Source organism: Halolamina salina (assembly GCF_054653455.1).
Genome location: NZ_BAAIGE010000002.1, coordinates 1,651,485 through 1,670,212, shown reverse-complemented (window position 1 = coordinate 1,670,212; position 18,728 = coordinate 1,651,485). Strand labels below are relative to the sequence as shown.

Here is an 18,728-nt window from a genome sequence, read left to right as displayed (position 1 = left end):
CTTGACTACTTGTGACCGCAGGGCGCCGGACACAGGGTCCGGCGCAGCGCCGAGTCCCCACCCCTCCCCCCGCCGGCGCCGACCGGTGGCGCCGGCGAGGCGTCCACCGCGACCGCACTGCCGCCGCGGTGGCGTGCGTACCCCGTCGGAGACGTGTCCCGCCCGGACCGAACCAAAGTATTCACTATCGGGCGTCTACAAGCCGGGTGTATGGAGAACGACGACGCCCTTTCTCGCCGCTCGTTCATTCGCGCGGGCACCGCCGGCGCCGCCGCGTCGATGGCGGCCGGGACCGCGGCGGCACAGGAGGGAACCGAGACCGCGACGTCGAACGGGACCGCGACCGGAACCCCGACGGGGACCGACGGCGGCACCGCGACCGGCACCGAGGGCGGCGGTGGCGGGGGCGGCGGCCCGACCGAGACGGTGACCGTCGGTCCGGGCGGGAGCCTCGTGTTCGAACCCGAGGAGCTCACGATCGAGACGGGTACGACGGTCCAGTGGGTCTGGGACAGCAACATGCACAACGTCGTCCCGACCAGCCAGCCCGAGGGCGCCAACTGGGAGGGTGAAGGCGAACAGGGAACGACGTTCGACGCCGGCCACGAGTACTCCCACACGTTCGACACTACCGGGAGCTACGAGTACGTCTGTACCCCCCACGAGAGCGCGGGGATGATCGGTACCATCGAAGTCGTCGAGAACCTCGAGACGCCCGCGCCGACCGGGCCGGCGGTGCCCGACAGCGCGAAGACGCTCGGCGTCGGCGCGGCGTTCGCGATGGTCGCGACGCTGCTGATCGCGTACTTCTTCCTCCAGTTCGGCGGCGACAACCCCGGCCACGACGACGAGGAGTAGGGTTAGAACAGTCCCTGCTCCGCGCGGATCTCCTCGTAGCAGTCGACGTACGTCTCGATCACGGCCTCGTGGCCGAACTTCTCGAACGCCCCGTTGTACTCGCGACGCGGGACGTTCCCGGCCGCGGTGATCACCTCGGCCATCTCCTCCGGGCTCGTGACCCGCCGGCCGCGGTCGACGCCCTCGACCAGTTCGTGGGCGCTGGAGTCGGCCTGATACTCCACGACGCCCAGACAGCCACACGCGAGCGCGCGGAGGAGTTCGGTCGCGAACGGCTCCACGCTCGCGGTCTGGGCGAACACGTGGGCACCCTTGTAGATGCTCACGCGCTCGCGCTCGGGGAGCGCGCCGGTGAACGTGATCCGGTCGTCGATCCGGAGTTCGCGCGCGGCGGTCTCGACGGCCTCGCGCTCGGGGCCGTCGCCGATGATCGCCGCCGACCAGTCCCGGCGCCGGCGCTCGGCGAGTGCGAGCAGGAGCGTCCCGACGTTTGCGTGTTCGTCCAGCCGGCGGGCGTACACCACGTCGAATCGGTCGTCGGTCGGCGCCTCGCGGATCGTCTCGAGGTCGATGCTCTCGGGCACGACCCGGACCGAACCGTCGTCGGCGCCGTACTCCCTGACCCGCGTGCGGATCAGTTCCGAGGGGACGGTGACGAGGTCGCCCCCGCTCGCGGCCCGGCTCTGGCTGCCCGGCTCGGCGGCGCCGTCGCCGAACCAGTCGACGAGTACGGGCGTCCGGAGCATCGTGCCGACTTTCTCCGCGACGGCGACGTGTCGTGGCGGCCCGTGGACCGCGTGGATGGCGTCGGCGCCCGCGCGCCACAGCGCGGCCGGGAGCTTCGCGGCGAAGGCGCTTTCGGCGGGCTCTCTGGTCACCCGTCGGTACTCGATCCCCTCGTGTTCGAAGGTGGGGACGGCGTCGCCGCCCCACCACTGCGCACAGAGGTACGTCACCTCGTGCCCGCGGTCGGCGAGCAGGCGGGCGGTCCGGCGCGCTCGCTCCAGCCCCCGGCGGTCGGCGCTGTGGGCGGTCTCCATGGAGACGAACGCGACGTGCACGGCGGGAGGTTGCTTCCCGGGGGGTAAAAACAGCCCCGACTCGTTTCGGCTCCCAGTTCGGCACCGGTACCTAAGTAAGGGGCGAGCGGCTATTGCCGACAATGGCAGACCTATCCACCGAGGACGATCAACGGTACGCGAAGCAACTGTTCATCCTCACCGTGGCGTGGCTGGTGCTGGTGCTGGGGGCCGGCGTGCTGATGATCTTCTTCATCTAAGCGCCGCCTCGCCGGCACAAGGGCCTCGGCAGGACGCCACTCGCGCTCGAAAACAGGGGGCCGAGACACGGAGGTCTCGACGGAGCTTCGCCGTATCGACTACAGCACGATTACGGCAGAGTGTCCGTGGCCGGAGCACGAAGGCTCCGGCAGGAACTTCGCCGTATCGACTACAGCATCCCTTCGGCTTCCAGCCCTTCCATCACGTCGTCGACGAGCGACTCCACGTCGCTGTAGGGGAACTCCTGCTGCCCGCCGAGCTTGGCGGCCAGCTCCATCGCGGTGAACGACACGTCGCCGGCCTCGAACCGCGTGCTCGGCCCCTCGGGGAGCGCGGGCACGAGGTCCATCTGGCTGTCGACCGGGAAGTCGGCGCCCTCGAAGGCGTCGGTGAGCTGTGCGCGGAGTTCGCGTTCGGTTTCGTCGTCGGCCATACACGCCAATGCCGCCGAACGTCGGATAAGCGTTTCCGAAACGTGGGGGAACCCACCGTGGGTTCCCGCGACATGGAGAACCCCCGGCGGTTGGCCGGAACCGCCCCGTTTTAGACGGTACGGCCGGAGCTACGAGCATGGCGTTCGACTTCGACTTCGACCTGCTGAAGGAGCTGACCGAGGAGCGGGGCGTCCCCGGCTACGAGGACCGCGTGCGCGATCTGGTGCGCGAGGAACTCGAAACGAGCACCGACTCCGTCCGCACCGACGCGATGGGCAACGTCGTCGGGACGATCGAGGGCGACTCGGACTACTCCGTCGCCGTCGCCGCCCACATGGACGAGATCGGTTTCATGGTCAAACACGTCACCGACGACGGCTTCCTCAAGATCGACGCGCTCGGGGGGTGGGACGCCCGCGTGCTCCGCGCCCAGCGCGTGACCGTCCACGGCGAGGAGGACGTGACCGGCGTGTTCGGCTCCGTCCCGCCGCACACGCTCGACGAGGAGCCTGACGGCGAGGAGGAGGTCGGCGACCGCGTCGTCGACCTCGGCCGCGACGCCGAGGAAGTCGAGGAGCTCGTGAGCGTCGGCGACCTCGTCACGATGGACCAGACGACGGTGAAGATGGGCGACTCGGTCACGGGGAAGGCGCTCGACGACCGCGTCTGCCTGTTCGCGATGCTCGAGGCCGCCCGCGAGATCGAGAACCCCGACGCGACGATCCACTTCTGTGCCACGGTGCAGGAGGAGGTCGGCCTCCGCGGCGCGACCGCCCTCGGCGTCGACGTCGATCCGGACCTCGCGATCGCGCTCGACGTGACGATCGCGAGCGACATCCCGGGCGTCAGCGCGGACAAACACGTCACGAAGCTCGGTGACGGCACCGCGATCAAGCTGAAGGACAGCTCGGTCATCACGACGCCGAAAGTCCACCAGCGACTCCGTTCGGTCGCCGAGGACGAGGACATCGACCACCAGATCGAGGTGCTCCCCTCCGGCGGCACCGACACGGCGGGGTTCCAGAACACGAACGGCGCCAAGCCCGTCGGCGCGATCTCGATCCCGACGCGCTACCTCCACACGGTCACCGAAACCGCGAACGGCGACGACATCCGGTCCACGATCGACCTGCTGACTGCGTTCCTCGAGAGCGAGGACGGTGAGCACGACTACTCGCTGTAACCGATCACGGCGCGCGGCCGACTGCGGCCTCCGGGCCGCAGTTCCGACGCTCAAACGGTGATCGTGTGTGACCGACAACGGCGCGCGACCGCCGTGCCGGGGTCGACGACACCCCCGTACCACTGTTTCCACCCTGCCACGCGCTGCAAATCAGGGGCGGTTCCTACGCGCTGGGATTTCCCGACACCCACTCCTAAGAGGAAACCCCTTTCTCGGATAGGGTCGAACCACGACTACACCCGCCCCCGAGTGACAAACAGATGAAGGAGTACGAGTACGTCTGTCAGGAATGTGGGCAGCAGATCGAGGTCAACGGACCGATGCGTGAGGCGATCGTGGAGAACGGTTGCCCGGTCTGCTCTGCGCCCGCCGACACCGACCACTTTTCACAGACCTGATCAGGCGTCGCGGTCGACCGTAGTCCGTCGGCCAGTTACGTTCGTCGTCTCGAACTCGTAGAGTCGGATGTCGAGGCTCTCCTTCGGCTCGCCCCAGATCTCGAACAGCGGCCGCTTCGCGTCGCCGTACTGTTCGATCTGCTCGACCGAGAGCTCCGCGGGGTCGATCTCCGACAGCGTCCCCGCGGCGACGACGCTGCGGTACTCCTCCTCGGCGCCCGTCGCGTCGTCGCCGTAGACCACGAAGCGCGCGCTGGTGCTCGCCTTCAGGAACCGACGCTTCTCGCTCTCGGGCGTCGAGACCAGTCGAAAGTAGAACGACCGCTTCTCGGGGTCGTAGCCGTACGAGACCGGCGCCGCGTACGGGTCGTCGTCCTCCGCGAGGGAGAGCACTCCCGTCTCGTTCTCGCCGAGGAACGCGTCGGTCTCCTCGGGTGTCATCTCGGTCTCTCGGGCGAGTGGCATCTGTACTTCGACTCAACGGAGCTTCGGGTTAAGTGATTTCGATCGGGCTGGACGAGGAACCGCGGACGATCTGCGGCTACCCGTCGTCGAACACGTCGCCGAGCAGCTTCCGCTGGGCGGCGACGAGGTGTTCGGTGAACGTCGACTGGGAGATCCCCAGCTCCTCGGCGAGCTCGGTCGCGTTCGCTCCCTTGGGCCGCTCGAAGTAGCCTCGCCGGTACGCCGTCTGCAGCACCTCGAACTGCCGGTCGGTGAGCTTCCCGCGGTTGACGAACCGCCGGTCCTCGTGGCTCCCCGACAGCGGCGGCTGGAGGAGCTGCTGGACGTCCGCGGAGGGGAACTCCTCGCGCAGCGTCGCCATCGCGTCCTGAAGCGTCTCGAACTCCGCGGCGTGGAACACCAGCGTGAGCTCCTCGCCGTCCGCGAGGTAACGGTGGATCGGGCAGTCGAACCCGCCCAGACACGTACACGGGCAGTTCCCGGCGTGTTCGGTCCGGTACACGTCCGCGGTGCCGTACGAGAAGATCGGCTCCAGATCGGCGTCGCCGGCCGACTCGTCGGCGTCGACCAGGAACTCCGTCACCGCTTCGCCCGCGGGCGAGACGCTCGTCGAGATACTGTCGACGGCGGCGCCCGTCGCCGTCGAGAAGCCGGCGACAGGACAGCTCGCCGGGCTGTCGAACGTCACCGTCGCCCGGATTCCGGAACCCATGGAGCCACCTACCGTCCGGGCCTACCTTGAGTGCAGTGGTCCCGCCGGCCGTCCGAACCGTGCCGGGGCGGCCGGGTGTACATAAACCCCCCACGATATGTGTGGTTCACGCTTGTTGGAATAGGGCCCCCACAGTAGAGTATGAGCTACGCCGTCCCGTCAACCCAGAACCGCCGTCCGGACACTGCCGGCGAAGAAGTGCTCCACACGGAGAGCGAAATCACCGACCTGCTCGCGGTTCTCGACGACCCCGACTGCCGTGCCGTCCTTGAGGTCACCGGCGAGCAGCCCCTCTCGGCCAAGGACATCGTCGAACGCTGTGACATCCCCTCCTCGACGGCGTACCGCAAGATCGACCGGCTGGTCGACGCCGGCCTGCTTCAGGAGGGCATCCGCATCCGGAGCTCCGGCAAGCACGCCAGCGAGTACCGCCGCAGCGTCGATCACGTCGAACTGTCGATCGACGACGACGGCACCGAAGCCCGCGTCGTCGCACGCGACCAGTAGCGGCCGACAGCGGGAGTCGTCGACTGACGCCCCTATTCTGTATCGCAGTATCAGATTTATTTCTCGGTCTCGGGGTGTCTCGGGACCCGAACCCTTCATAATCGTTCCGGTGAAAGGGAGAGCCATGTACGACGAGGAGGATCTCGCGGAGATCCGCGAGTCCCGCGAGGAGTGGGAGGCGGGAACGCTCGACCCGACCCTCGACGCCTACGGCGAACGGAAGGACCGCTTCGCGACGATCTCGAACCTCGGGATCGACCGGCTGTACGACCCGTCCGACGTGGCCGACCTCGACTACGGGGAGGATCTGGGCAACCCCGGCGAGTTCCCGTTCACCCGCGGCCCGTACCCGACGATGTACCGCGGCCGGACGTGGACGATGCGGCAGTTCGCCGGCTTCGGCTCCGCGGAGGACACGAACGAACGCTTCCACTACCTGATCGAGGAGGGCCAGACCGGCCTCTCGACGGCGTTCGACATGCCCTCGCTGATGGGGATCGACTCCGACGACCCGATGGCGCTGGGCGAGGTCGGCAAGGAGGGCGTCGCCGTCGACACGCTGCGGGACATGGAGATCCTGTTCGACGGCATCGACATCGGCGAGGTGTCGACCTCGTTCACGATCAACCCCTCGGCACCGGTGATCTACGCGATGTACCTCGCGCTGGCCGACGAGCAGGGTGTTCCCCGCGAGGAGGTCCGTGGCACCCTCCAGAACGACATGCTGAAGGAGTTCATCGCCCAGAAGGAGTGGGTGATCCCCCCGGAGCCGTCGCTGGACATCGTCACCGACACCATCGAGTTCGCGACCGAGGAGACGCCGAAGTTCAACCCCGTCTCCATCTCCGGCTACCACATCCGCGAGGCCGGCTCGACGGCGGTTCAGGAGCTGGCCTTCACCCTCGCGGACGGGTTCGCGTACGTCGAGGACTGCCTCGACCGCGGGATGGACGTCGACGAGTTCGCCCCCCAGCTCAGCTTCTTCTTCAACTCCCACAACTCCATCTTCGAGGAGGTCGCGAAGTTCCGCGCCGCCCGGCGCATCTACGCCCGCGTGATGGACGAGTGGTACGACGCCGAGAAGGACGCCTCGAAGAAGCTCAAGTTCCACACCCAGACCGCCGGCCAGTCGCTGACCGCCCAACAGCCGCTCAACAACATCGTCCGCGTGACGATCCAGGCGCTGGCGGGCGTGTTCGGCGGCACCCAGAGCCTCCACACCAACTCCTACGACGAGGCGCTGGCGCTGCCCAGCGAGGAGGCGGTCCGGGTCGCGCTGCGCACCCAGCAGATCATCGCCGAGGAGTCCGGCGCCGCTGACAGCGTCGATCCGCTGGCGGGCTCCTTTATGGTCGAGAGCCTCACCGACGAGGTCGAGGAGGAGGCCATGGAGTACATCGAGTCGATCAAGGAGATGGGCGACGGGTCTGTCCGCGACGGCGTGCTCACGGGGATCGAGGACGGCTTCTTCCACCGCGAGATCCAGGAGGCCTCCTACGAGTACCAGGAGCGCGTCGAGAACGAGGAGGAGGTCGTCGTCGGCGTCAACAAGTACGTCTCCGAGGAGGATACCTCGCCGGAGGTCCTGAAGGTCGACGAGGAGGTCGCCGAACACCAGCGCGAGCGCCTCGAATCGGTCAAGGCCGAGCGCGACGACGACGCCGTCGAGGCCGCGCTCGACGACCTGCGCGAGGCCGTCCAGAACGACGAGAACGTGATGCCGTACATCGTCACCGCGGTGAAGGCGTACGCGACGATGGGCGAGATCATGGACGTGTTCGAGGCCGAGCACGGCGGGTACCGCGAGAAGATCGGGCTGGCCTGATCGACGCGCACTCTTTCGCTTTCGTCCCGTTGTAGGTGGGTTTATGTCCGCTCCGACCCACGATCGGTGTAGCTATGTCGGACGCTGACACGGAACTGGAAGCACGGCTCGAGGAGCAGGACAGCTTCGAGCCGCCCGAGTCGTTCGTCGAGCAGGCGAACGTTTCGAATCCGGACATCTACGAGGAGTTCGAGGAGAACTGGCCGGAGTGTTGGGAGGCCGCAGCCGATATGCTCGACTGGGAGACCGAGTACGACCAGACGTTCGACGGGTCGAACCCACCGTTCTTCGAGTGGTTCACGGGCGGCGAACTCAACGCCTCGGCCAACTGTCTCGACCGACACCTCGACGAGCGGGGCGACGAGGTCGCGATCGAGTGGGTGGGTGAGCCGACCGACGAGGCCAACCGCACGTACACCTACGAGGACCTCCACCGCGAGGTGAACGAGGCCGCCGCGGCACTCCGGGAGATGGGCGTCGGCGAGGACGACGTCGTGACGATGTACATGCCGATGATCCCGGAACTGCCGATCGCGATGCTCGCCTGTGCTCGCATCGGTGCCCCCCATTCGGTCGTCTTCGCCGGCTTCTCTGCCGACGCGCTCGCGACCCGGATGAACGCCGCCGACTCCGAGTACCTGATCACCTGCGACGGCTACTACCGCCGCGGCGACCCCCTCGACCACCTCGAGAAAGCCAACGAGGGGCTGGACAACGTCGAACACGACACCGAGACGGTCGTCGTCGAGCGCCTCCCCGAGGACGACGCGTTCGACCACGACCTCCGCGACGATCAGCGGCTCTGGGTCGACGCCGTCCACGCCCACAAGGGCGCGGAGGTCGAACCGGTCGCCCGCGACGCCGAGGACATGCTGTTCCTCATGTACACTTCGGGGACCACGGGCGAACCGAAGGGGGTGAAACACACGACGGGCGGCTACCTCTCCTGGGCCGCGTGGACCTCCCACGCCGTCCTGGACATCAAACCTGAAGACACGTACTTCTGTTCGGCCGACATCGGCTGGATCACCGGCCACTCCTACATCGTCTACGGCCCGCTCGCGCTGGGGACCACGACGATGATGTACGAGGGGACGCCGGATCACCCCGAGCGGGACCGGCTCTGGGAGATCGTCGAAGAGTACGAGGCGACCCAACTCTACACCGCACCGACGGCGATCCGCGCGTTCATGAAGTGGGGATCGGAGTTCCCCGACCAGCACGACCTCTCGAGCCTCCGCCTGCTCGGGACCGTGGGCGAGCCGATCAACCCCCGCGCCTGGAAGTGGTACTACAAGCACATCGGGAACGAGGAGTGTCCCGTCGTGGACACCTGGTGGCAGACCGAGACGGGCGGCATGATGGTCACCACCCTCCCCGGCGTCAAGGAGATGAAACCCGGCTCCGCCGGCCCCGCGCTGCCGGGTATCGACGCCGAAATCGTCGACACGACGGGCGAGCAGGTCGAACCCGGACGCGCTGGCTACCTGACGATCCAGAAGCCCTGGCCCGGGATGCTCCGGACGCTGTACCAGAACGACGAGCGGTTCGTCGACGAGTACTGGCGGGAGTACTCCGACACTGACAGCGACGACTGGCGCGACTGGACGTACTTCCCGGAGGACGGGGCGAAGATCGACGAGGACGGCTACATCACCGTGCTCGGCCGTGTCGACGACGTGATCAACGTCTCGGGCCACCGGCTCGGGACGATGGAGATCGAGTCGGCGATCGTCGGCGTCGAGGGCGTCGCCGAGGCCGCCGTCGTCGGCGGCGACCACGAGATGAAGGGCGAGGCCGTCTACGCTTACGTCATCACCGAGGACGGCTACGACGGGGACGAGGAGCTTCGCGACGCGATCATCCAAGGCGTCGAGGACGGGATCGGACCCATCGCTCGCCCCGAACAGGTGATCTTCACGCCCGAACTCCCCAAGACGCGCTCGGGCAAGATCATGCGCCGCCTCCTCGAAGACATCGCTAACGGCGCCGAACTCGGTGACACCTCCACCCTCCGCAACCCCGACGTGGTGGCGTCGATTCAGGAACAGGTCCAGAAGTAAACCGGCAGTCGCGATACGAAAGCGCCGTTCTTTCCACCCGCCGTGGCGCCCTCCCGAACGATCGAAACGGGTTTACCTGTTTAGGTCAGCCTAATCCACATGGCCGACGAGACAGGAACGGACCCGTTCGATCACGACGTGGTCGTGGTCGGCGGCGGGCCGGCCGGCTGTTCGGCGGGCGTGTTCACCGCCCGCAACGGGCTCGACACCGTGATCTTCGACCGCGGACGGTCGTCGATCCAGCGGTGTGCCCACCTCGAGAACTACCTCGGCTTCCCCGCCGGCGTCGACATCGAGACGTTCTACGATCTGCTGCACGACCACGCGGCGGAGGCGGGCTGTGCGGTCGTCCCCGACCTCGTCGAGTCGGTCGAGCACGGCGACGAGGGGTTCGTCGTCCGGCCGCAGTCCGGCGAGGCGGTCACCGCCCGCCGGGTGATCGCCGCCACCCGGTACGACGCCGGCGAGTACCTGCGCGGCCTCGACAGCGAGGGACGAAGTCCCTCTGGCAGTCGGACGAAGTCCGGCGACGACGAGGACGCGATGTTCGAGACTCACGAGTACGACGGCGAGACGCAGCAACACTTCGACGCGGAGTACGCCGACGCCGACGGCTCGACGCCGGTCGACGGGCTGTACGTCGCCTCCCCGTACGAGCCGACCAGCCCGCAGGCTATCATGGCCGCCGGGCACGGCGCCCGCGTCGGCGTCGCCGTCGTCGAGGCTGCCCGCCGGGAACGGGGGTACCCCGAGGGGCTTGCCAGCTACTACGACTGGGTCCGCCCGGAGAGCGAACGCACCGGCGAGTGGAGCGACCGTGACCGCTGGCGGGAGTTCTTCGAGGAGCGGTTCCCCGACGACCACGATCTCTCCCCGGAGCGAGCCGAGGAGATCCGGGAGCGGGAGATCGACCGACGGTTCGATATGTACATCAGCGACGACGAGGCCGAGCGGCGCCGGAAGGAGGGACAGCGCCGTCTGCTCGATCACGTCGACGACGACCTCGTGCTGGAGGCGGCCCGCGAGATCGAGGCCGAGCGCGAGACGGACGACTGACGATCTACACATCCACCAATGAACGACGACCACGACCTGACACGACGGGAGTATCTCACCTACGGCAGCGCGATCGGTGCGAGCGGTCTGCTCGCCGGCTGCATCGGCGGCGACGGCACCGGGACGCCGACCGACGCCGATGGAACTGCCGACCTGACAGAGACGAGCGAGCCGACGGAGGGCACGGCGACGCCGAGCAGCTACACGGCGTCGATGGCGCCCGTCGGCGAAGTCGAGTTCGACGCCGTCCCGACGGACGTGATGGTGTACAGCCTGCTGTACGCCGACATGGCGGTCGCCTACGGCCACGGCGACGCGGTGAACTCGCTGGGGTTCAGCGCCGAGGCCGGCGGCAACACGCTCGACGCCTACTACGAGCGGCTGCCTGGCGTCTCCTTCGACCACGAGGACATCGAACAGCTCAACAGCGGCGAGAGCGGCGTCACGATCGACAAGGAGCTGTTCTACGAGCTGAACTCCGACCTCCACCTTGTCGACCCGTGTCTGGTGACGAGCTTCGACGGCTGGGCGGCGAGCGACATCGAGGAGATCCGTGAGAACGTCGCGCCGTGGTTCGGCAACACGCTCAGCCGGCGCAACAGCGAGCCGCCGGAGTCCTGTGCCGACGAGTACGAGTACTACACGCTCTGGGAGATCGCCGACCGCACCGCCGACGTGTTCCGTGCCGGCTCGACGTACGAGGAACTCGCCGCGGTCCACGACGACCTCCTGTCGACGATCGAGGCCGACCTCCCGCCGGAGAGCGAGCGCCCCTCGGTCGCCTCGGTGATCTTCATGCAGGGGACGTTCTACCCCTCGCGTATCAGCACCGACGGGTTCAGCAACGCCCACGTCCGGCCGCTCGGCGCCGAGGACGCGTTCGCCGGCGACGACGTGAACTACCAGACCTCCTACGACTACGAGCAACTGCTGGAGATCGACCCCGACGTGATCCTCCACCGCTACGGGATCAACTCCTACTACGACGTGGGGTCGATCCGGGGGACCATCGCCGACGACCCCGTCGGCGGGGAGCTGACCGCGATCAAAGACGATCGCTTCTACGCCGGCGGCCACCCCGTCCAGGGGCCGCTGATGAACCTCTTCCAGCTGGAGATGACCGCCAAGCAGCTTTACCCCGAACAGTTCGGCGAGTGGCCGGGCTACGAGCAGGGCGACCCCTACCCGGAGATTCCCGAGGACGAGCGGCTGTTCGACCGCGATCGCGTCGCCGACATCGTCGGCGGCGAGTAGTTCCCGCGGGCGGCGACCACTCTTCTGACGGCGGGCACCGGGCTCAGAACACCGTCCGAACGACCGCTAAACCGACCGAAGAGACCGCGAGTAGCGCGACCAGCACGACCAGTACCGGCCGGTAGCCCGTCTCCCGCAGGTCGTCGAGCCGGATCTCCAGCCCCAGCCCGGCGAAGGCCAGCAGGAACAGCCAGTCGGCGGCGTTGGCGAGGGAGTCGATCTCCGCCCCCGAGAGCAGCCCGAGATTGGCGATCGCGACGACGGCGACGAAGCCGACGACGAACTTCGGGAACGGGGTCCAGAGGCGGGCGACCGTCCCGCGATCGCCGCCCGCGCTCTCACCCGAAGTGCTCGCGTACACGCCAGCGTACGCGACCGCCACGAGTCCGATCGCGGCATTCCGGACGAGCTTCACCAACACCGCCCACTCGCCCGCCGTCTCCGAGACCGCGAACCCCGCGGCGGTCACGGGGCCGGTGCTGAACATCGTCAGCCCGGCCCAGATCCCGAACGTCCGGTCCGGGAGCGCGAGCGCGGTCCCTACCGCGGGGTAGGCGACCAGCGTGACGGCGTCGAACAGGAGGATCGTCGTGGCGGCGTAGGCCACCGTCGTCTCGTCGGCGTCGATGCTCTCGGCGACGGCGACGACCGCCGAGACGCCACAGACGCCCGACCCCGCCGCGAGCAGCGAGCCCGTCTCGCCGTCGATCCGGAACGCCAGCCGGGAGAGCGCCTCGACGAGCAGGACCGTCGCGGTCAGTGCTCCTGCCACCAGCACCAGCAGTTTCGGGCCGGCGGCGACCACGCGGTCGAGCGCGACGCTCGCGCCCGTGAGGACGATGCCCGTCTTGAGCCAGAGCTTGTGGGTGCCGACGCCGGCGCGGACCGTCTCGGGGACGCCGACGAGGTTCCCGACCGCCAGTCCGAGCAGGATTGCCAGCAACAGGTGGTTCAGCGGAACTATCGCGGCGAACAGGCGTGCGCCGAGCCCGAGTCCGACGAGCAGCGCGAGTCCCGGAACTATCGACCCCCGCACGCTCACCACGGGACCGTGAGTCCAAGGCGAACCGCGGCGACGAGCAGCAGTCCCAAGAGGGCCGCCTGCCACCCCTCACCGAGTTCCATCCAGCGTCGCGCCGCGTCGTCGGCGTCGATCACGCCCGACCGTCCGGGGGTGAGCGATATACGGGTTGCGCTGTCGGCCAGCGGAGCCGGTAGCGGGTCATCCGCCGTAGACGGCGTCCCAGCGCATCGCGCGCCGGCGGTTCTCGCAGTCGCTACAGACGAACTCGTCCATCGAGCCGACGCTCACGTCGAGGCTGTCGCAGTTCCCGCAGTGCCAGCCGTACTGCTCCTCGCGGTCGTCGTCGAGGTACGTCGGGTGGAACGGTCCCTCGGACCCCCGTTCGCTCTCGTCGTAGGCGATCACGACCGTCTCCCCGTCCCCGGTTTCGCGGCGTTCGGTGCCGGATCCGGCCCCTTCGGCCGACAGTTCGTCGTCGCCGACGAGCGTCAGTTCGGCGACTCGGTCGCCGGCGATCCGGACCTGTCGGGTGTGGTCGTGGTCGTAGCCGTGCTCCTCGTAGAACGCGCGGCCGGCCTCGTTGGCCTCGATCACGCTGGCCTCGATCCGGTCGGCGCCGCGGTCGGCCAGCGCGGACTCGATCCGGTCGAGCAGCCGGCTCGCCAGCCCTTCCCCGCGCCGGCCCGGCCGGACGTGGAGCCACTCGATCCGGCCGACTCGGGGGGTATCGCCCGCGAGGAACGCCTGTGCGAAGCCGAGTATCTCGTCGTCGTCTTCGGCGACGATCACGACCGTCTGGCCGTCCGCGAGCTCCTCGGCCAGCGTGCCCGCGGCGGCGCCCTCGGCGCCGTACCACGATTCGACCGCCCGCTGGCGCGTCTCGGCGTCGAGCACGTCGTCGTACGACGCCGCGAGCGAGCGGTTGGCCACGTCCCTGATCCCGGGGATGTCGGTCTCTCTGGCGGCTCGGAGGTTCATACCCGCTCGTTGGTCGCGACAGGTGTTCAATCTACGGGCGGGTGCGCTACGAACTCTCCGCGGCGTCGGCTTTCACGAGTTCGACGACGAACACCGCCCCGCGGGGGTCGTTGTCCTCGACCCACGCGTCGCCGCCGAACTGCTCGGTGAGGGTGTACACCAAGTAGAGGCCGATCCCCGATCCCGGGCTGTCGAGTCCCTTCTCACCCTTGCCGAAGATCCGCCGCTTCTGCTCGTCGGGGATGCCGGGACCGTTGTCGGCGATCCGGACCCGGACGAGGTCGTCGGTTTCGACGACGTCGACGGTGACCTCCGGCGTCTCGCTGTCGTTGTGCCGGACGGCGTTCTCGAGGAGGTTCCGGAACACCGAGGGGAGCATCTCGTTGGCCAGCACGTCGACCGCGGGGATCTCGCCGTCGACGCGGAACTCGGCCTCGGCGAACGACTCCCGGACGGCCTCCAGTTCGGTCTGGAGGTGCCGGCGGAGATCGGTCGGCCGCGGCTCGATCGCGTGCTCGCCGGAGAGCGACTCGACGAACTCCCGGACGGTTTCCGTGAGCTCGATCACGTGGTCGGATTTCCGGAGCACCCGATCCAGCGCGTCCTGCCCCTCGGGGTCGACGTGGGGGGTGAGGGTCTCGGCCCACCCCCGGATGACGGCCATGTCGTTCCGGATGTCGTGGCGGACCACGCGGTTCAGTGCCTCGAGCTGTTCGGTTCGCTCCTCCAGCTGTCGGCGGTACGCCTCCCGCTCGGTCACGTCGCTGATTGTCACCAGCCGGCCCGTGGTCACGCCGCCGGTCGTGAACGGCGTCGTCGAGATCTGGTAATACTGGCTCTCCTCGCCGGCGTCGATCTCCAGCACGCCCGGGTCGTCGAGACGGCTCCCGATGGCAGGGACGATCTCCCCCACGCGCTGCCCGACCGAGTCCTCGAGCGACGGGAACAGCGCGGCCGCGGCTCGGTTGTAGTCCCGCACGCGATCGTCCGGGTCGAGGAACACGGCCGGTTCGTCGCTCTCGCCGGTGAGTTGGACCGTCTCGAAGCGGTTGATGTAGACGAACAGCGTGCCGACGGCGAACACCGCGACGCCCGTAGGCTCGTACATCAGCGGGAGGAGCCAGGGGATCTGTTCGCCGAACACGGTCGCCCCCGCCGGGACGGCCGTTATAGTGGCCAGCACGACCAGCGGCCGGCTGTCGGTGCCAGTGTGGTCGAACCGCTCGATCAGCATGAAGAACCCGACCCCGATGACGACGTACGACAGCCCCAAGGTGAACCAGTAGAGGATCCCGTGCTGGATCGCCAAGTGGGGGAACGGGTCGGTCGTCCACTCGGTCGTGAAAAAGAGGTGGTGGTAGGGGTTGGTGAGTTTGAGCACCACGAACAGGAGGAACACGCCGATCATGAGCCGGAGGTAGGGCGCCTGTCGCGGGGGGCGGCCCGTGTAGGCGGCACAGAAGTACACCCACGCGGCGACGGCACCGAACGCGAAGATGAACCCGATAGTGTACGACGCGACCCGCAACGGATCGGTCGGCCCGATCAGGTAGCCGACGTATCCCAGCGACCAGACCGTGACCGAGAGCAGAAGCGCGATCAGTCCCTTCCTCGTACCTGGATGTTCGATCCGCCGTGCCCGCGGGAGCGAGAGGAGGCAGGCGAGTGCGGAGACCGTGAACACGCCGACGTGCCCCAGGAAGAGCAGGTCCATCGGTATGCGTGAGAATGTCTCTTTCGTATCTATAACCTCTTCGGCTTTGAACACAGTCACGGGATCCGCTCCGCGGCGACGACATGGAGGCCGTCGTCGGTCGTTTGCCCCGGTAGGTTTGAACGCAGCCGCGGCGTAGGTTCCGTACTCGCGGCACTGAGGCTGCGAGCGGTCACGAGCCGCGGCTGGTTGGAACACAGCCACGGCATCAGTCTCAGTGGTGCCGACACGGAGGTCGGCACAGTTCGCTCGCCGGGGCTGGTTTGAACACAGTCACGGGATCCGCTCCGCGGCGACGACACGGAGGCCGTCGCGGCTCGCGCCCCGTGACTGGTTTGAAGGAACAGCTTTAACGACGCCCACGGCGGATTTCCGGCCGATGGGACTCGAGGAGGAGATCGAGGAACTCCGCGAGGAGATCGCCGAGACGCCCTACAACAAGTCCACCGAGGGCCACATCGGGCGTCTGAAGGCGAAGCTCGCGGAGAAGAAAGAGAAGCTGGAGAACCAGTCCTCCTCCGGCGGCGGCCACGGCTACGCGGTCGAGAAGACCGGCGACGCGACCGTCGCCCTCGTCGGCTTCCCCAGCGTCGGCAAGTCGACGCTGATCAACGCGCTCACCAACGCCGAGAGCGAGACGGGCGAGTACGAGTTCACCACGCTCGACGTGAACCCCGGGATGCTCAAACACCGCGGGGCGAACATCCAGATCCTCGACGTGCCGGGGCTGATCGAGGGCGCAGCCAGCGGCCGCGGCGGCGGGCAGGAGGTGCTTTCGGTCGTCCGGACCGCGGATCTGGTGGTGTTCGTGCTCTCGGTGTTCGAGATCGACCAGTACGAGCGGCTCTCCGAGGAGCTGTACAAGAACAAAATCCGGCTGGATACCGAGCCTGCCAGCGTCTCGATCACCAAGAGCCACACCGGCGGGCTGCAGGTCACTGTCAGCGACTCGGTGTCGATGGAGACGGAGACGATCAAGGACGTGCTCCGGGAGCACGGCTACGTCAACGCCGAGGTGACCGTTCGCGGCGATCCGTCGATCGACGAGTTGATCGACGCGATCATGGACAACCGCGTCTACCTGCCGTCGATCGTTTCGGTCAACAAGGCCGACCTGATCGACCAGGACTACCTCCCGACGGTGAAGGAGGACCTCCGGGAGTACGACATCGACCCCGAGGAGGCCATCTTCATCTCCGCCGAGGAAGAGAAGGGCCTCGACGGACTCAAGGAGCGGATCTGGGAGGAACTGGGCCTGATCCGGGTGTACATGGACAAGCCCGGCCGCGGCGTCGACTACGAGGAGCCGCTGGTGCTGCCGCCGGGCTCGACCGTCGAGGACGCCTGCCTCGACATCGGCGGCGACGAGTTCCTCGATCGCTTCCGGTTCGGACGAGTCAGCGGGCCGTCGGCGAAACACGACGACCAGCAGGTCGGACTGGAACACGAGCTGGAAGACGAGGACGAACTCCGGATCATCACGCGGAAGTAGTCGGTTTCTTCGATACAGTTGCGGTGTAAGAGGTGCGCGTGAACGGGGATACCGTAGGATCGTCGACCGCAACAGCAACTCGATGCTTGACTACTTGTGACCGCAGGGTGCTGGACACAAGGTCCGGCACAGCGCCGATTCCCCACCCCTCCCCCCGCGTTCGCCGACCGCTGGCGAGCGCGAAGCGTCCACCGCCACCGCGGTGGCTGTCGGCGCGAAACGCGAGTCCCTCCGCGGACGAGCCGGCGCGAGGGATGAGCGAGGCCGGCAGGCCGAGCGAATCGGTTGGGGAGGCCTGTGGACTGTGCGGGGCGGTGCGGTCACAAGTGGTCATGCTCACTCCGCGGTCCTGTTCGTCGTGGAAGTAGCGAAGTCGGAGTAACGAACTCAGTAGTCGCGTTCAGCGTCACACCCAAGCAATCTCACTAACGCACGCCCACGCGGGCGAGAACGACCACACCCGACTCCGTAATCCACCACCGCCTTCGGTACGCTTTTCGCTCTCACGAACCCACCTACGACCGCATGAGTCACACGCTGGATCACGTCATGATGCGGGTCGAGGATCTCGACGAATCGCTCGACTGGTACACCACCCACCTCGACTACGAGGAGAAGGGCCGCTGGGAGGCCGACACGTTCACGAACGTCTTCCTCGGTCCCGAGGACGTCCACGACGACGGCGCGCTGCTGGAGCTCACGTACAACCACGACGGCCGCTCCTACGAGATGGGCGACGCGTGGGGCCACATCGCCGTCCGCGTCGAGGACGTGGAGGAGGCGTACTACGAGCTGATGGACGAGGGCGTCGAGGACTACCGCCCGCCGGAGGAGAACCCCGGCTACGCGTTCGTCAAGGATCCGGACGGCCACGAGATCGAGATCGTCGAGCGCGACCACGGCGCTCGGTGGAGCCTCGACCACACGATGATCCGCGTCGAGGACGCCGACGCCTCGATCGGCTGGTGGACGCGGAAGATGGGGTACGAACCGGCCGGCCGCTGGGAGGCCGACACGTTCGCGAACTACTTCCTCGCGCCCGAAGACGCCGCGGAGGAGGCGATGACCGTCGAACTCACGTACAACTACGACGGGCGCTCCTACGACCTCGGCGACGCCTGGGGCCACCTCGCGGTCGAGTGTGAGGATCTGGAGGGGTTCTGGGAGACGCTGCTGACCCGCGAGGCCGAGGACTACCGCGATCCGGAGTCCTGTGACTACAACTACGCCTTCACGAAGACGTTCGACGGCCACGAAGTCGAAGTGGTGACTGAGTAGCGACGGTCATTTTTCATTCGCACGCGTGAGCGCGTGCCGGCCGCTGCCGGCGTCGACGACCGCCCGCCGCCGACACCACGGATAAAGGCGGGGGGTCACCGGCAGAAAGTACTTAAGCAAGTATATCGCACAGGAACGCTCTCGCGGGCGTTTTCTGCGGTGAGACGTTGTAACACGCCACATGGGTATACACAAGACATTTATAAT

General features: G+C 67.6%; 17 protein-coding genes. 10 read left to right on the top strand and 7 right to left on the bottom strand.

Annotation, left to right across the window (positions count from 1 at the left end; all coding sequences use genetic code 11):
* Positions 1-210: 210 nt before the first annotated feature.
* Positions 211-858, top strand: coding sequence for a plastocyanin/azurin family copper-binding protein (locus tag ACYQZ5_RS08990; protein ID WP_459845905.1), 648 nt, complete (start codon positions 211-213; stop codon positions 856-858).
* A 2-nt stretch (positions 859-860) separates the two neighbouring features.
* Here ACYQZ5_RS08990 and ACYQZ5_RS08985 read toward each other — a convergent pair whose 3' ends face one another.
* Together ACYQZ5_RS08985 and ACYQZ5_RS08980 are read right to left on the bottom strand one after the other, a co-directional pair.
* Positions 861-1,919: a glycosyltransferase family 4 protein gene (locus ACYQZ5_RS08985; protein ID WP_459845903.1), complete on the bottom strand. Its 1,059-nt coding sequence runs from the start codon at positions 1,917-1,919 to the stop codon at positions 861-863.
* Between the two features lie 388 nt (positions 1,920-2,307).
* Positions 2,308-2,571 carry an MTH865 family protein gene (locus ACYQZ5_RS08980; protein WP_379730898.1) on the bottom strand — a complete coding sequence of 88 codons (264 nt, stop codon included), beginning with the start codon at positions 2,569-2,571 and terminating at the stop codon, positions 2,308-2,310.
* 137 nt (positions 2,572-2,708) lie between these two features.
* Between ACYQZ5_RS08980 and ACYQZ5_RS08975 the strand changes: the two genes are divergently transcribed.
* On the top strand, positions 2,709-3,755 hold the full coding sequence (locus tag ACYQZ5_RS08975; RefSeq protein ID WP_379730899.1) for a M42 family metallopeptidase: 1,047 nt from the start codon (positions 2,709-2,711) through the stop codon (positions 3,753-3,755).
* 260 nt (positions 3,756-4,015) lie between these two features.
* On the top strand, positions 4,016-4,153 hold the full coding sequence (locus ACYQZ5_RS08970; protein WP_379730900.1) for a DUF7560 family zinc ribbon protein: 138 nt from the start codon (positions 4,016-4,018) through the stop codon (positions 4,151-4,153).
* Here the strand turns inward: ACYQZ5_RS08970 and ACYQZ5_RS08965 are convergent, their stop codons facing one another.
* Together ACYQZ5_RS08965 and ACYQZ5_RS08960 are read right to left on the bottom strand one after the other, a co-directional pair.
* Positions 4,154-4,618: a pyridoxamine 5'-phosphate oxidase family protein gene (locus ACYQZ5_RS08965; protein WP_379730901.1), complete on the bottom strand. Its 465-nt coding sequence runs from the start codon at positions 4,616-4,618 to the stop codon at positions 4,154-4,156.
* A 76-nt stretch (positions 4,619-4,694) separates the two neighbouring features.
* Positions 4,695-5,330 (bottom strand): helix-turn-helix domain-containing protein, encoded by a 636-nt coding sequence (locus ACYQZ5_RS08960; protein ID WP_379730902.1) that lies wholly within the window; start codon positions 5,328-5,330, stop codon positions 4,695-4,697.
* Between the two features lie 141 nt (positions 5,331-5,471).
* Here ACYQZ5_RS08960 and ACYQZ5_RS08955 point away from each other — a divergent pair, with 141 nt between their 5' ends.
* The 5 genes from ACYQZ5_RS08955 (at position 5,472) to ACYQZ5_RS08935 (ending at position 12,035) form a co-directional block, all read left to right on the top strand.
* On the top strand, positions 5,472-5,837 hold the full coding sequence (locus ACYQZ5_RS08955; RefSeq protein WP_379730903.1) for a helix-turn-helix domain-containing protein: 366 nt from the start codon (positions 5,472-5,474) through the stop codon (positions 5,835-5,837).
* 124 nt (positions 5,838-5,961) lie between these two features.
* A complete protein-coding gene (locus tag ACYQZ5_RS08950) occupies positions 5,962-7,662 on the top strand; it encodes an acyl-CoA mutase large subunit family protein (RefSeq protein ID WP_379730904.1) in 1,701 nt (566 codons plus the stop codon).
* Positions 7,663-7,736: 74 nt separating this feature from the next.
* On the top strand, positions 7,737-9,725 hold the full coding sequence (gene acs / locus ACYQZ5_RS08945) for an acetate--CoA ligase (protein WP_379730905.1): 1,989 nt from the start codon (positions 7,737-7,739) through the stop codon (positions 9,723-9,725).
* Positions 9,726-9,824: 99 nt separating this feature from the next.
* Positions 9,825-10,781, top strand: coding sequence for an FAD-dependent oxidoreductase (locus ACYQZ5_RS08940; RefSeq protein WP_379730906.1), 957 nt, complete (start codon positions 9,825-9,827; stop codon positions 10,779-10,781).
* An 18-nt stretch (positions 10,782-10,799) separates the two neighbouring features.
* Positions 10,800-12,035 carry an ABC transporter substrate-binding protein gene (locus ACYQZ5_RS08935; RefSeq protein WP_379730907.1) on the top strand — a complete coding sequence of 412 codons (1,236 nt, stop codon included), beginning with the start codon at positions 10,800-10,802 and terminating at the stop codon, positions 12,033-12,035.
* Positions 12,036-12,078: 43 nt separating this feature from the next.
* Here the strand turns inward: ACYQZ5_RS08935 and ACYQZ5_RS08930 are convergent, their stop codons facing one another.
* The 3 genes from ACYQZ5_RS08930 to ACYQZ5_RS08920 form a co-directional block, all read right to left on the bottom strand.
* Positions 12,079-13,080 (bottom strand): YeiH family protein, encoded by a 1,002-nt coding sequence (locus tag ACYQZ5_RS08930; RefSeq protein WP_459845897.1) that lies wholly within the window; start codon positions 13,078-13,080, stop codon positions 12,079-12,081.
* A gap of 177 nt (positions 13,081-13,257) precedes the next feature.
* Entirely contained in the window at positions 13,258-14,037 is a 780-nt protein-coding gene (locus ACYQZ5_RS08925; RefSeq protein ID WP_379818255.1) for a GNAT family N-acetyltransferase, read from the bottom strand.
* Positions 14,038-14,083: 46 nt separating this feature from the next.
* Positions 14,084-15,751 (bottom strand): sensor histidine kinase, encoded by a 1,668-nt coding sequence (locus ACYQZ5_RS08920; protein ID WP_379731369.1) that lies wholly within the window; start codon positions 15,749-15,751, stop codon positions 14,084-14,086.
* A 379-nt stretch (positions 15,752-16,130) separates the two neighbouring features.
* On the opposite strand from ACYQZ5_RS08920, the gene ACYQZ5_RS08915 reads away from it, so the two are divergent.
* Positions 16,131-17,243, top strand: coding sequence for an OBG GTPase family GTP-binding protein (locus ACYQZ5_RS08915; protein ID WP_379731370.1), 1,113 nt, complete (start codon positions 16,131-16,133; stop codon positions 17,241-17,243).
* 525 nt (positions 17,244-17,768) lie between these two features.
* Positions 17,769-18,521, top strand: a complete 753-nt coding sequence (locus ACYQZ5_RS08910) for a VOC family protein (protein WP_379731371.1) — start codon at positions 17,769-17,771, stop codon at positions 18,519-18,521.
* Positions 18,522-18,728: the final 207 nt, after the last annotated feature.